Origin of the sequence: Streptomyces cyaneofuscatus (assembly GCF_000718135.1) — a bacterium.
GTDB classification, from domain to species: Bacteria; Actinomycetota; Actinomycetes; order Streptomycetales; family Streptomycetaceae; genus Streptomyces; species Streptomyces cyaneofuscatus.
This window is the reverse complement of record NZ_JOEM01000008.1, coordinates 301,085-313,430: the sequence shown is the minus strand read 5'-3', so window position 1 is coordinate 313,430 and position 12,346 is coordinate 301,085. Positions and strand designations below refer to the sequence as shown.

The following is a 12,346-nucleotide window of genomic DNA, read 5'->3' as shown; positions in this document are numbered from 1 at the left end:
GTTCCCCGGGCCTGTCCGGCACGGTCGGTACGGGTGACGAGCACGGTCGGGTCCGGCGCGGGGCTCACCTGCCCCAGCGGAGCGCGGGCGTCTCCACGGGCGCGTCCCACAGCCGCAGCAGCTCCTCGTCGACCTGGCACAGCGTCACCGAGCAGCCTGCCATGTCGAGCGAGGTGACGTAGTTCCCCACGAGCGTACGAGCCACCGGCACACCCCGTTCGGAGAGCACCCGCTGGACCTCGGCGTTGAACCCGTACAGCTCCAGCAGGGGCGTCGCCCCCATCCCGTTGACCAGCGCCAGCACGGGGCCGTCCGGCCGGAGGTCCTCCAGCACCGCATCCACCGCGAAGTCGGCGATCTCGCCCGAGGTCATCATCGGCCGCCGCTCCCGCCCCGGCTCACCGTGGATGCCGATGCCCAACTCCAGCTCACCGGAGGGCAGATCGAAGGTGGGGCTGCCCTTCGCCGGGGTGGTGACCGCGCTGAGGGCCACCCCGAAGCTCCGGGTGGCCTCGTTCACCTGCCGGGCCACCGAGGCCACCCGCTCCAGGGGCGCGCCCTCGTCCGCCGCCGCCCCCGCGATCTTCTCGACGAAGAGCGTCGCCCCCGTACCGCGCCGCCCGGCCGTGAAGGTGCTGTCGCTCACCGCCACGTCGTCGTCCACCACGACCTGGGTGACCTGGATGCCCTCGTCCTCGGCGAGCTCGGCGGCCATCTCGAAGTTCAGCACGTCACCGGTGTAGTTCTTGACGACGAAGAGCACCCCCGCCCCGCTGTCCGCCGCCGCTGCCGCCCGCACCATCTGGTCCGGCACGGGCGAGGTGAACACCTCCCCGGGACAGGCGGCCGACAGCATCCCGGGCCCGACGAACCCGGCATGCAACGGCTCGTGCCCCGATCCGCCCCCCGAGACGAGCGCCACCTTCCCGGCCACCGGCGCGTCCCGCCGTACGACGACCCGGTTCTCCACGTCGACGGTCAGTTCCGGGTGGGCGGCGGCCATGCCCCGCAGGGCGTCGGCGACGACGGTCTCGGGGACGTTGATGAGCATTTTCACGTCTGTCTCCTCGTGGGTGTGGCAGAGTCCTTGTCGACCTGCGTTTCCCCTGGTGAAAGCAGGTGGGATGAGTTATTGATCCTGGCGGGTCCTCGGTGCCCGGAAGTGTCCTCCAGCGGTACTGATGCTGACTTGTGAGGCTTCGGGCGGGGCTGTGAGCTGCTGACCGTCTCCCATGATCCTGCAGACGCACGGCGCCTTCGCGAAGGGCGGCTTCCATGTTTCCCGGCAGCAATCGGTGGTACTCGCAAGCGGCAGCACACCTGACCCAGCAGGCTCAACCGACGGACCGAGGAAGACATGGCTGCTCGACACCACCTCATAGACCGTTCGCCCTCCGCCGTGTGGGCGGTGTTGGAAGACGAACGTCTCTACGGTGAATGGGTGGTGGGCACCTCCGGATCCCGTCGGGAGAGCGGTGACTGGCCGGAAACGGGGTCGTCGATCACCTACAGCGTGCGCCTGGGGCCCAAGGAGTTCACCGGCCGCACCGTGGTCCGACGCATCGAACGGCCCCGCGCCCTGGAGCTGGAAGCCGAAGCGGGTGCGCTGGGTTCGGCCCGTATCGCCCTGGATATCCGGCCGTGGGGCGACAAGACCCTCGTGATCGTGGACGAGCACCCGCTGCGAGGCTTGGGCGGCACCTTGCACAACGTACTGCTGGACTCCCTCATCCAGATTCGCCACCGCACCATGCTGGCGCGCCTCGCCCGACTCGTGGAACGCGTCACGCCCGCGAACTCGGGCGCCGGCGCGCGCACCGGCGCCCGAGCCGACCGGTGATGAGAACAACCCGCTTCCCGCACAGAGGATGACACGTATGGTCGACGCAGTGGTGATCGGCAGCGGACCGAACGGGCTGGTGGCGGCGAACCTGCTCGCGGACGCCGGCTGGTCGGTGGAAGTGCTGGAAGCGCAGGACGAACCGGGCGGAGCAGTGCGCAGTGACCGCGCGGTCCACCCGGAGTACGTCAACGACCTGTTCAGCTCCTTCTACCCCCTGGCAGCCGCTTCCCCCGTGCTGGCACGACTGGGTCTGCACCGCGAGGGGCTCCGCTGGAGTCATGCGCCCCAGGTGCTCGCCCACCCCTTGCTCGACGGCAGCTGCGCTGTACTGGACCGCGACCGATCGGCCACCGCCGCCGGCCTCGACCGCTTCGCACCCGGCGACGGCGACGGCTGGCTGGGCCTCTGCCGCATCTGGGACCAGCTGGGCGACGAGATCACCCGCGCGCTGTTCTCTCCCTTCCCGCCCGTCCGCTCCGGGGCGGTGCTGGCAGCGCGCCTGAGGGCGGCGGGTGGGCTGCGGCTGGCCCGTAGTCTGCTCCTTCCGGTTCGCAGGCTGGGCGAGGAGGAGTTCGACGGCCAGGGCGGTCGGCTGTTGCTCGCAGGCAACGCTCTTCACGCGGATCTGTCCCCCGAGGCGGCGGGCAGCGGCGGCTTCGGGTGGCTGATGTCCATGCTGGGGCAGTCGCTCGGCTTCCCCGTTCCGGTCGGCGGCGCCGGGGCGCTCACCACCGCGCTGGTGCGGCGGTTGGAGGGCCGCGGGGGAAGCGTGCGGTGCGGCCACCGGGTGACCGAGATCGTCGTACGGCAGGGGCGCGCCGTAGGCGTCCGTACGGAGTCCGGGGAGGCGATTCCCGCTCGTCGTGCTGTGCTGGCCGATGTGTCCGCTCCGAGTCTCTACGGCTCGCTGGTCGCCTCGGAGCATCTGCCCGGTCGGCTGCTGGACGACATGCGGCGGTTCCAGTGGGACTTCGCCACGTTCAAGGTGGACTGGGCGCTGAACGGGCCCATTCCCTGGAGCAACGCGGCTGCCGCATCGGCGGGCACCGTTCACCTGGCGGAAGGCGTCGACGAACTCACCCGGTTCGCGTCCCAGATCGCCCGCGGCCTCGTCCCCGACCGTCCGTTCCTGCTGATGGGGCAGATGACCACGGCGGACGCGTCCAGGTCCCCCCGGGACACCGAATCGGCGTGGGCCTACACGCATGTGCCCCACACGGTGAAGGCGGACGCAGGTGCGGAAGGGCTGACCGGCGCGTGGAACGGAGGGGAGTCGGAGCGCATGGCCGACCGGGTGGAACAGCAGGTGGAGCGCTACGCGCCCGGCTTCCGCAGCCGCATCCGGGCCCGGCGGATTCTCACCCCGCTTTCCCTGCAGGCCGCGGACGCCAATCTGCACAACGGAGCCATCAACGCGGGCACGGCCTCGATACACCAACAGTTGGTGTTCCGGCCGGTTCCTGGAACCGGCCGCCCCGAAACACCGGTACGAGGGCTGTACCTGGCGTCCGCGTCAGCACACCCGGGCGGGGGAGTGCACGGAGCCCCCGGTGCCAACGCCGCCCGCGCCGCCATCCGCTCCACACGGGTGACGGCGCACGCGCTGACCTCGGCCCAGCGACTGCTGGCCCGCCGAGACCGGGCCGGAAGGCCCCGCGCCACCTGAAACGAGGGTGAGGGGCGACGGGCCCCCACAGGAGCCTTGTCCGCGCCGAACCGGCCCGTTCCGCTTCGGGTCTGTCGGTTCTAGCTCAGCAGGCGCAGTACACCGCTTGCACGTGACCGGAGGGCCACGGGCACATCCACACATCTCGCCACGCCGGCGGGGTGATGACTTTCGGCATGTCCCCAGCGGATGCGCAGCCGGGCTGCTGGGGCGAGCCTGGAGAGGGTGTGAATCGTCCGCAGGGAAGGGAATCTCCATGCCTCGAAAGGGCAGACTCGGCAAGAACGATGAAGTGTCGTGGAAGAGCCATGGCCAGGAAGTGACCGGCAAGGTGAAGAAGAAGATCACCGATCGCACCGAGGCGGCCGGCCGCACCGTCGACGCCTCTCCCGATGAACCGCAATATGAGGTGGAGAGCGACAAGTCCGGCCGCTCCGCCGTGCACAAGCCCAGCGCCCTCCGCAAGAAGGGCCGTCACTCCTGATGGCCCTCGGCAGGACTTCCGGCCCACCCGCTCCCTGACTCCCGGCCATGAAGGGGGCCGGTACCTCGTCCCCGAGGTACCGGCCTGGCCTGAGCGCCCCGTTCAGGCGACCTTCCTCAGCGACGTGAGGTGGGCGAAGACCACGACGTTCGCCGAGTAGCCCGCCTTCTCGTCGAAACGCCCGCCGCAGGTCAGCAGGCGGAGTTCGGGCCGCCCGGTCTCCCCGTACACCTTGTCGTCGGGGAACTTGTCCTTCGTGTACGTCTTGACCGCGTCCACGGTGAACACCGCGGTTTTGCGGTCCGCGCGCACCACGTTGACCTTGTCGCCCCGGCGCAGTGCGTTGAGGTTGAGGAAGATGGCGGGGCCGGTCCGGGTGTCCCGGTGGCCCACGAGCAGGGCTGTCCCGTCCTCACCGGGCGACGGTCCCTTCTCGTACCAGCCCGTCAGCTTGGGCTTGCTCAACGGCGGTGCTTCCAGCCGGCCTTTCGTGTCGAGGCCGAGTCCGGTGACGGGCGCCTCGATGAAGATGGCGGGAATGGCGACCTTGAGCGGGCGGGAGGGAACCAGGGGGGCGTGCGAGGCGGGCACGTGCTTGTCCGGTGTGTGCGGTGCCCGTCGGAACGGCTCGGTCCCGCCGCCCGCGGCGTCGCTGCCGCGGGCGGCGGTGACCGTCCGGGTGTCCTCGGAGGAGTCCGAGGACACCCAGACGATGCCGGCCACCAGAGAGAACGTCACGGACAGCGTCATGGTGAGACGGCACGCGCGTGTCGGTCCTCGTCGTCGCCGTCGGCAGCGGGTGTTACGCCTCGCCACGGGCACGGCGACGGCGCATCATGATCAGGCCCGCGGCTCCTGCGCCCCCGGCGACCAGCGCGGCGGCGGCCGTTCCGGCGTTCGAGTCGCTCTCGGAGCTGATGGGCTCCATGTCCGGGACACCGCCGCCGCCCGCAGGGACCGCGCCGATGGGCCGCTGCGGCTTGTGAGGCTTGCCGCCGCCGTGACCGCGGTCGGGGCACTCGACCTTGAAGCTCTTCTGCTTCGGGCCCACCGGGACGACCCACACCAGCTGGTACGTGCCCTCCGGCAGCAGGTACGTCTCGCTGCGCGCGCTGCCGTTGATGAGCGGAAGGGTGTCCAGCAGGGTGGTCCCCGGCGGCACCGTCGGGGGCTGCTCGGTGATCGTCCAGGGGACCGAGGGGAGCGACTCGAAGTTGCTCGCCGCCAGCACGAACTTGCAGACCTCGACCCCGTCGCGGTCACCGCGCGAGTGCCAGCTGACCGAGCGGATGTCGATGTCACCGCTGTCGCCAGGGAGGGCGTAGGCAGCGGGTGCTCCGGCCAGAGTGGCGCCGGCGACCGCGACCGCGACGGCCACCTTGGCCCCCGTGCGGGCGCTGCGGGAGCGGACGGAACTGGAGATACGCATGGAGGCTCCTTCAAGCCGAGATGATTGTCGTACTGATCACCTGATCGCCTAAGGCATGTCATGAATCGACGTAAAAGTCACATAAGACACGTGAATATGACGGAAGTGCCCTGTTCGGCAGATAGCGCACGAGTGGCATCCGGACTCCCGGACCGCATCGAGGGCGGGAGGCGGCAGCGTTGACGCGGCCGACGACCCCGGAACGGCCCCGCCTTTACGCGGAGAAGGGGGGCCCGGCCTCGGTTCGTCATCGGTCGACCGGCAGTCGAGTGGACGCCAAGGGGTGAACGCCGGGTCGCATGACCGTCACGGCCGACCGAGGGACGGCAGGGCAGCTTCTGGGGCGAGACTCGGCGCGAACGTCAGGAGGCAGCGATGCCGGACGCGGTGGTCATCTGCGGGCCTCAACGGTCTCGTCACGGCGAATCCCGGCTCCTTCAATGGGAAGCTGCCGTCCATGGACCACTCGCAAGTTCCTGTACTTGACGCTCTGAAGGCGTATCACGCACGAAACCTCTTGCCGTTCACACCGCCCGGCCACAAGCAGGGCCGCGGAGCCGACCCCAGAGTTCGGGCGGTCTTGGGAGATGCGGTCTTCGACGCGGACATGCTGGCGGTGTCCGGTCTGGACGACCGCACCTCGTCACAGGGGATCCTGAAGCAGGCGCAGGAGTTGATGGCCGACGCCGTCGGTGCCGAGCACACATTCTTCTCCACCTGCGGCAGCTCACTGTCCGTGAAGGCCGCCATGCTTGCCGCCGCCGGACCGCATGAGAAGATGCTGGTCAGTCGAGACGCGCACAAATCAGTTGTCTCGGGCCTGATTCTCGCGGGCATCCGGCCGGTGTGGGTGGAGCCTCGATGGGATCCTGCCCTGCACCTGGCACACCCGCCGACTCCTGAGGCACTCGCGTCGGCGTTCGCGGAACATCCGGACGCGCAGGGGGCCTTGATCACCAGTCCGACACCCTACGGCACCTGCGCCGACCTGCAGGCTATGGCGACGCTGTGCCATGAGCGAGGTGTGCCGCTGATCGTGGACGAAGCCTGGGGTGCGCATCTGCCCTTTCACCCCGACTTGCCTACCTGGGCCATGGACGCAGGCGCGGACGTGTGCGTGACATCAGTCCATAAAATGGGTTCAGGTCTTGAGCAGGGGTCGGTCTTCCACCTGCAGGGCGACCTGATCTCCGCGAGAACGCTTGCCTCCCGAGCCGACCTGCTGGACACGACCAGCCCCTCGGTCCTCATCTATGCGGCTCTGGACGGGTGGCGCCGTCAGATGGTGGAACACGGCCATGGGCTTCTGGACGACGCTCTTTCCAGGGTCCGCCGTGTGCGTGCGGAGATCGAGAACATGGAGGGCCTGCACGTCAACGACCGCGGAGACTTCTGCGCGCCCGGGCGAGCCTTCGACATGGACCCGCTGCAGGTCTTCATCGATCTGAGCGGACTCAAGCTCAGCGGTTACGACGCGGCCGACTGGCTCCGGCGAAACCATCGGATCAACCTGCACACGTCCGATCACCGGCGTATCAACGCCCAGCTCACGCACGCCGACGATGACACGACCACGGCACGCCTCCTTGACGGTTTGCGTGATCTCGTTGCGCATGCCGACGAGCTTCCTCCCGCTCCGGACATCCGCGTTCCGGACCCGGGCGAACTTCGCCTCCGACAGGCGACGCTGCCACGCGACGCCTTCTTCGGTGACGTCGAGCAGCTGCCGACGGAACAAGCGGTCGGCAGGATCTGCGCCGAAACGCTCACGCCTTACCCGCCCGGCATCCCCGCCGTCCTTCCCGGGGAAGTTCTTGACCGGGCCGTAGTGGAGTACCTCAGGACCGGCGTCGACGCGGGAATGCTTGTGCCCGATGCCGCCGACCCCACCATGGCCACTGTTCGTGTCTCCACGCGCGATGTCGGTGCCGACTGACTGAACCCTCACGTCGGGCACTTGAGGACAATCACCCCCTCTGCCGACGGTGGACTCCGCGAGGAGTACGAAGGGAGTGGCGGCGAGGACACCGACCACGACACTCCCGTCTCCGGCCCCGCCGGGGCGCACCTGCCCGGGACACCGCGCAACGCCAAGGCCCTACACCGCTGCTGAGGGTGGTGGCCGATGACCGACCGGCTCCGGACATGCGCCATCGCGGACTCGCCCGCTGGCATCGGTCTGCCAGCCGTCGGGCTCTCGATCAGGCCCGCCCGTGTCGGCCTGACCGACGGAGTGAGCCGCAACGCGCCCGTGGGTGACTACGCCGTGCCGAAGTTCGCGATGCTCGGAGTTCCGGATTCTTCGGCTATCCGGAGCGGTCCGAGGCCGGCCACACGTACGGCAGGCCGTCGGGGTCGTCCGGGAACAGGGGAGCGTAGATTGCCGGGTCCTTGCTCCGAAGCGCGGACCGATGGCTGCGGTGAAAGGTGGGGTCCCCCAGCCACGGCGGCAGCTCGTGAGCCGCTGCGAGTTCTGCCTGCGAACGCACACCTGGATCCGTCCCTCGGGGCGACAAGCCGGCCACGAGTGAAACGGCGCACGTATCCGCGTGCCCACCAGCCGTCCACACCCGGCAGATCTCGAGCCCGTACCGCACGAGCGCCTCCTGGTACCCCGCCCACATGCGAACGGCCGGGTGGTGCCGCCACCCGTAGTCAGGGACCGTCAGGCCGCGCAGCACCTGGAGTGCCTCGACGCGCTGCTTGCCCAGACGCCGGAAGTCCAGCGAGGCGGCGGATGCGACGAAGTCGGGATAGGGCAGGAACGTCTGCATGTATGTCAATCTCGCACAGCAGCCCCTGCCCAGCACCTGGGCGCCCGTTCTCTGCCGGGAAGGGATGGCCCAGGGCTTATGGGACGGGTGGAGAGGAGCGTTCTTCCTACCGCACCGACGTCACCTTCTGAAGAGTTCAATCGAGGTAGTGGGCGCGCCCCTCGTCATCGAGGCCGACGGAGCCGGAGCCCTTCGGGATGATGCAGAACTCGTTGCCCTCGGGGTCGGCCATCACCAGGAAACCGCCGTCAGCGTACCCCTCCAGGCGTCGTCCTCCGAGTGCCTCGACCCGCTGCTGCTCGGCTCCAGGATCGGCGGAGGTGATATCGAAGTGCATGCGGTTCTTCCCAGGCTCGGGCTCACCGGCCTGTTGAAAGCCCAAGCCCAGCCCCTTCTCCCGCCGCAGCCAGACGTAGGGGCCGGCCCGGTCCACGATCGGTCGGCCCAGCAACTCGGACCAGAACGCGGCGAGCCGCTCGGGGTCGGCAGCGTCGATGATGAGGGCGTTGATCTCCAGGGGTACCTCTGCCATGCCTCGATTCTCCATCCAGGGTCGGGTGCCGGTGGGGCCTGCCCCTACGGGCCGGTCAAGAAGCCCGACGTGCGCGGACCGACGCGATGGTGGCCAGGCCCGCGCCCACGGCGAGCAGGATCAACCCCCGCAGCCAGACGTCCTGTTCGATCTGGGTGGCGAGCAGGACGCAGGATAGCGCCATGCCGTAGGCCAGGCGCGAGGACATGATGCCCGTCAGCAGCGCGCCGTTCGCGACGGCCACCAGGGCGATGGCGCCGAACAGCTCGGTGGGGACGCCTCCGGCCGCCCGGACCACTTCGAGCAGCGGACCGCTCGATTCCGACAGCGTCTCCGTCGGCACAGCCGCGGAAGCGGCTACGCCGACCAGCGCGTACACCGCACCCGCGGTCAGCAGTGCGCCGAAGAGCGCCCGGGGGTAGGAGCGCCGGGGGTCCCGGGTCTCCTCGGCCACGTTGACGGACGTCTCGAACCCGACGAACGAGTAGTAGGCGAGCACCGCGCCACTGAGCACGGCAGCCACAGGCCCCTCACGTGAGGTGCCCAGGTCGGTCAGGCGCTTCAGGTCTCCGTCCCCACGGAACACGATCCAGGCGCCGAGCCCGATCACCAGGAGCAGTCCGCCGACCTCGATGACCGTGGCGACGACGTTGGCCCGGGTCGACTCGCTGATGCCCCGCGCGTTCAGCAGCGCCAAGGCGGTCAGGAAGACGACGGTCACGAGCACCACGGGGAGGGTGATGAACTCGGTCAGGTAGTCCCCGCCGAACCCCCGGGTCAAAGCGGCCACCGACACCACTCCGGCGGCGAGCATGCAGAAGCCGGCGAAGAACCCGAGGAACGGCCCGTAAGCCAGGGTCGCGTAGTGGGAGGCGCCACCGGCGCGCGGATACTTGGTGACCAGCTCGGCGTAGGAGGCGGCCGTCAGCAGGGCCAGGCACAGGGCCACGACCAGCGGAGCCCATACGGCACCGCCGGACTCGGCGGCGACCTCGCCCACCAGGACGTACACGCCCGCTCCGAGGACGTCGCCCAGGATGAAGAAGTAGAGCAACGGAGTGGTGAGGGCCTTCTTGAGCGGGGTCGGCGAGTCCGAGGCCGGAGGCATCGTAGGAAGTGGTTTCACGGGCGCCGGGTACCCAGCCCACCGTCCACCAGTCGGTGAATCCCTCCGATGCCCGTACCGGCCGTCAGTCCTCGTCGGCGCGGCCCCGCTTTCAGGGCCGATCGGCCTATGTACGATGCGGTGCCCCCGATGCCCTGGGCCCCGGGACGATTCGACTCCCGAGGCCGCAGGGACCGGCGTCAGACGGCCGGGGTGAACCGCTCCCAGACTCGGTGATGGGCCAGCAGGTCGGCCAGGCCGTCCAGGGCCGCGGCCGCATCCCCGGCGGTCACCACGCCGGGTACGTCGGAGGCGATGCCGGCGGCCTCCAGAGATTCCGGGCCATCGGCCCATGCGCCGATGGCCTTGCCGTGCCGGAACGCCTCGGCGACCAGCAGCAGGACCCGGGGATCGATGCCGGCGGCCACCGCCGCGCCGTCGTCGACCTTGGCGTCGCGGGCTCCGTAGGCGTCCGCGCCGGGGGCCGGGGCGCCGGCGATGAGGAGGGCGTCGAACTCGACGGAACGTGCGGTGGTGAAGGTGCGCTGGACGGTGACGGGGTCCTCGTCCGGTCCGATGGTGCCGCCGGCCGGGGCGATGACGAGGGGGACCATCCCGGCGTCCAGGACTGCTTGCCGTACGGACCTGACGCCGTCCAGGTCGGCGTGCGCGTCGGCGATGATGCCGATGATGCGGCCGTCCAGGGGCCAGGTCCGGCCGAGCTGGGAGAGCGCGGGGCTGGGGGCGGGGTCGGTGACCCGGGCGTCGGCGGCCGGTGCGGGAAGGCCGAGACCTGCGGCGACCTGAGCGCAGAGCTCGCTGTCGATGTTGGCCAGGACGGTCAGGGCCCGTTCCTTGATGGCCTGTTCGTAGCATTTGCCGAGCTCGAAGGTGTAGGCGGCGATGATGTGCTCGCGCTCGGTGGGCGTCATGCTGAGCCAGAAGAGACGCGGCTGGCTGTAGTGGTCGTCGAAGGAGGCCGGAGCCTTGCGTTCCTTGACGCTCGCGGCGACCTCGGCGGGCACTTCGACGAACGCTCCGGTGTCCTCGCCGGCGAGGAAGGGGCAGCCGCCGTCGAGGGAGTTGGGCCGGTACGGTGCCACCCCGCGGTGGACGGCCGTCTGGTGCATGCCGTCGCGGAGCATGTCGTTGACCGGGGCGTGGGTGCGGTTGATCGGCAACTGGCCGAAGTTGGGGCCGCCGAGCCGGGTGAGCTGGGTGTCGAGGTAGGAGAAGAGGCGGCCCTGGAGCAGCGGGTCGTCGGTGACGTCGATGCCGGGGACGAGGTGGCCGAGGTGGAAGGCGACCTGTTCGGTTTCGGCGAAGTAGTTCGACGGGTTCGCGTCGAGGGTGAGCAGACCGATCGGCTGGACCGGCGCCATCTCCTCGGGCACGATCTTCGTCGGGTCGAGGAGGTCGATTCCCGCGAAGTTCTGTTCCGGGGTGTCGGGGAACGTCTGAATGCCCAGCTCCCACTGCGGGAACGCGCCGGCCTCGATCGCGTCCGCCAGGTCCCGGCGGTGGAAGTCGGGGTCGACTCCGGCAGCGATCTGCGCCTCCTCCCAGACCAGGGAGTGCACGCCGAGTTTAGGCTTCCAGTGGAACTTCACCAGCGTGCTGTCACCCTCGGCGTTGACGAGGCGGAAGGTGTGGACGCCGAAGCCCTCCATCATCCGGTAGGAACGGGGAATGCCCCGGTCGGACATGTTCCACAGCGTGTGGTGCGTGGCTTCGGTGTGAAGGGTGACGAAGTCCCAGAACGTGTCGTGGGCGCTCTGCGCCTGCGGGATCTCCCGATCGGGGTGCGGCTTGCCGGCGTGGATGACGTCGGGGAACTTGATCGCGTCCTGGATGAAGAAGACCGGGATGTTGTTCCCGACCAGGTCGAAGACGCCTTCCTCGGTGTAGAACTTCGTCGCGAAGCCCCGGGTGTCGCGCACGGTGTCCGCCGAGCCGCGTGAACCGAGGACGGTGGAGAAGCGGACGAAGACCGGTGTCTCCACGCCCTTCGCCAGGAAGGCGGCCTTCGACACGGGGGCCGCTGTGCCGTAGGCCTGGAACACTCCGTGGGCGGCCGCGCCCCGGGCGTGGACGACGCGCTCCGGAATCCGCTCGTGGTCGAAGTGCGTGATCTTCTCCCGCAGGTGGTGGTCCTGCAACAGCACGGGCCCCCGCGCCCCGGCCTTCAGCGAGTGGTCGGTGTCGTACAGCCGGGCGCCCTGAGCGGTCGTCAGGTACGCGCCGTCCTGCGCCACCTTCTTCTGCGGGACTCCGGTCTCCTGCCCGGTCGGACTGTACGTGTCCGGGCCCCGCTGGTCCGACTTGGGCGGCAGCGGACCTGTCGGCTCGGTCGGCTCGTCCACCGGCGGCGGCACCGGCCCCGGCGCGCCGGGAATCTCGTTGCCCGGGTCGACGGCCTCCTGGACCTTGTCGACCACCTTCTCGGCCGCGGCCTTCACAGGGTTCTTCTTCTCGCTCATGGAGTTTCCGATCTTTTCGTGGTGTGTTTCGGG

At 69.5% G+C, this 12,346-nt stretch carries 12 protein-coding genes; 4 read left to right on the top strand and 8 right to left on the bottom strand.

Annotation, left to right across the window (positions count from 1 at the left end):
• Nucleotides 1–64 precede the first annotated feature (64 nt).
• On the bottom strand, nucleotides 65–1,057 hold the full coding sequence (dhaK, locus tag IF17_RS0115860) for a dihydroxyacetone kinase subunit DhaK (protein ID WP_032771990.1): 993 nt from the start codon (nucleotides 1,055–1,057) through the stop codon (nucleotides 65–67).
• A 300-nt stretch (nucleotides 1,058–1,357) separates the two neighbouring features.
• Between dhaK and IF17_RS0115855 the strand changes: the two genes are divergently transcribed.
• Nucleotides 1,358–1,840 carry an SRPBCC family protein gene (locus tag IF17_RS0115855; protein ID WP_030566376.1) on the top strand — a complete coding sequence of 161 codons (483 nt, stop codon included), beginning with the start codon at nucleotides 1,358–1,360 and terminating at the stop codon, nucleotides 1,838–1,840.
• A gap of 37 nt (nucleotides 1,841–1,877) precedes the next feature.
• On the top strand, nucleotides 1,878–3,509 hold the full coding sequence (locus tag IF17_RS0115850; protein WP_030566374.1) for a phytoene desaturase family protein: 1,632 nt from the start codon (nucleotides 1,878–1,880) through the stop codon (nucleotides 3,507–3,509).
• An 85-nt stretch (nucleotides 3,510–3,594) separates the two neighbouring features.
• Here the strand turns inward: IF17_RS0115850 and IF17_RS1000000140395 are convergent, their stop codons facing one another.
• On the bottom strand, nucleotides 3,595–3,687 hold the full coding sequence (locus IF17_RS1000000140395) for a hypothetical protein (protein WP_356374404.1): 93 nt from the start codon (nucleotides 3,685–3,687) through the stop codon (nucleotides 3,595–3,597).
• A gap of 78 nt (nucleotides 3,688–3,765) precedes the next feature.
• On the opposite strand from IF17_RS1000000140395, the gene IF17_RS0115845 reads away from it, so the two are divergent.
• Nucleotides 3,766–3,993, top strand: a complete 228-nt coding sequence (locus tag IF17_RS0115845; RefSeq protein WP_030566372.1) for a hypervirulence associated TUDOR domain-containing protein — start codon at nucleotides 3,766–3,768, stop codon at nucleotides 3,991–3,993.
• Nucleotides 3,994–4,095: 102 nt separating this feature from the next.
• Here the strand turns inward: IF17_RS0115845 and IF17_RS0115840 are convergent, their stop codons facing one another.
• Both IF17_RS0115840 and IF17_RS0115835 read right to left on the bottom strand, forming a co-directional pair.
• The gene (locus tag IF17_RS0115840) at nucleotides 4,096–4,743 is read right to left on the bottom strand and encodes a class F sortase (RefSeq protein WP_030566370.1); all 648 of its coding nucleotides are present in this window, start codon (nucleotides 4,741–4,743) and stop codon (nucleotides 4,096–4,098) included.
• A 52-nt stretch (nucleotides 4,744–4,795) separates the two neighbouring features.
• Nucleotides 4,796–5,422 carry a hypothetical protein gene (locus IF17_RS0115835; RefSeq protein ID WP_030566369.1) on the bottom strand — a complete coding sequence of 209 codons (627 nt, stop codon included), beginning with the start codon at nucleotides 5,420–5,422 and terminating at the stop codon, nucleotides 4,796–4,798.
• 457 nt (nucleotides 5,423–5,879) lie between these two features.
• Between IF17_RS0115835 and IF17_RS0115830 the strand changes: the two genes are divergently transcribed.
• Entirely contained in the window at nucleotides 5,880–7,358 is a 1,479-nt protein-coding gene (locus IF17_RS0115830; protein ID WP_030566368.1) for an aminotransferase class I/II-fold pyridoxal phosphate-dependent enzyme, read from the top strand.
• A 370-nt stretch (nucleotides 7,359–7,728) separates the two neighbouring features.
• On the opposite strand, the gene IF17_RS0115825 is transcribed toward IF17_RS0115830, so the two are convergent.
• The 4 genes from IF17_RS0115825 to IF17_RS0115810 all read right to left on the bottom strand — a co-directional run bounded on the left by IF17_RS0115825 (nucleotide 7,729) and on the right by IF17_RS0115810 (nucleotide 12,313).
• The gene (locus IF17_RS0115825) at nucleotides 7,729–8,196 is read right to left on the bottom strand and encodes an MSMEG_6728 family protein (RefSeq protein ID WP_030566367.1); all 468 of its coding nucleotides are present in this window, start codon (nucleotides 8,194–8,196) and stop codon (nucleotides 7,729–7,731) included.
• Nucleotides 8,197–8,332: 136 nt separating this feature from the next.
• Entirely contained in the window at nucleotides 8,333–8,728 is a 396-nt protein-coding gene (locus IF17_RS0115820) for a VOC family protein (protein ID WP_030566366.1), read from the bottom strand.
• A 55-nt stretch (nucleotides 8,729–8,783) separates the two neighbouring features.
• On the bottom strand, nucleotides 8,784–9,836 hold the full coding sequence (locus tag IF17_RS0115815) for an APC family permease (protein ID WP_030566365.1): 1,053 nt from the start codon (nucleotides 9,834–9,836) through the stop codon (nucleotides 8,784–8,786).
• A gap of 197 nt (nucleotides 9,837–10,033) precedes the next feature.
• Complete coding sequence (locus IF17_RS0115810) at nucleotides 10,034–12,313, bottom strand: catalase (protein ID WP_030566364.1); 2,280 nt, start codon at nucleotides 12,311–12,313, stop codon at nucleotides 10,034–10,036.
• Nucleotides 12,314–12,346 lie beyond the last annotated feature (33 nt).

Coding starts and splice junctions, on each gene's coding strand:
- IF17_RS0115835 (WP_030566369.1), bottom strand. CDS start 5,422: ATGCGTATCTCCAGTTCCGTCCGCTCCCGCAGCGCCCGCACGGGGGCC.
- IF17_RS0115840 (WP_030566370.1), bottom strand. CDS start 4,743: ATGACGCTGTCCGTGACGTTCTCTCTGGTGGCCGGCATCGTCTGGGTG.
- IF17_RS0115810 (WP_030566364.1), bottom strand. CDS start 12,313: ATGAGCGAGAAGAAGAACCCTGTGAAGGCCGCGGCCGAGAAGGTGGTC.
- IF17_RS0115825 (WP_030566367.1), bottom strand. CDS start 8,196: ATGCAGACGTTCCTGCCCTATCCCGACTTCGTCGCATCCGCCGCCTCG.
- IF17_RS0115815 (WP_030566365.1), bottom strand. CDS start 9,836: ATGCCTCCGGCCTCGGACTCGCCGACCCCGCTCAAGAAGGCCCTCACC.
- IF17_RS0115855 (WP_030566376.1), top strand. CDS start 1,358: ATGGCTGCTCGACACCACCTCATAGACCGTTCGCCCTCCGCCGTGTGG.
- IF17_RS0115850 (WP_030566374.1), top strand. CDS start 1,878: ATGGTCGACGCAGTGGTGATCGGCAGCGGACCGAACGGGCTGGTGGCG.
- IF17_RS0115845 (WP_030566372.1), top strand. CDS start 3,766: ATGCCTCGAAAGGGCAGACTCGGCAAGAACGATGAAGTGTCGTGGAAG.
- IF17_RS0115820 (WP_030566366.1), bottom strand. CDS start 8,728: ATGGCAGAGGTACCCCTGGAGATCAACGCCCTCATCATCGACGCTGCC.
- IF17_RS0115830 (WP_030566368.1), top strand. CDS start 5,880: ATGGACCACTCGCAAGTTCCTGTACTTGACGCTCTGAAGGCGTATCAC.
- IF17_RS1000000140395 (WP_356374404.1), bottom strand. CDS start 3,687: ATGCCGAAAGTCATCACCCCGCCGGCGTGGCGAGATGTGTGGATGTGC.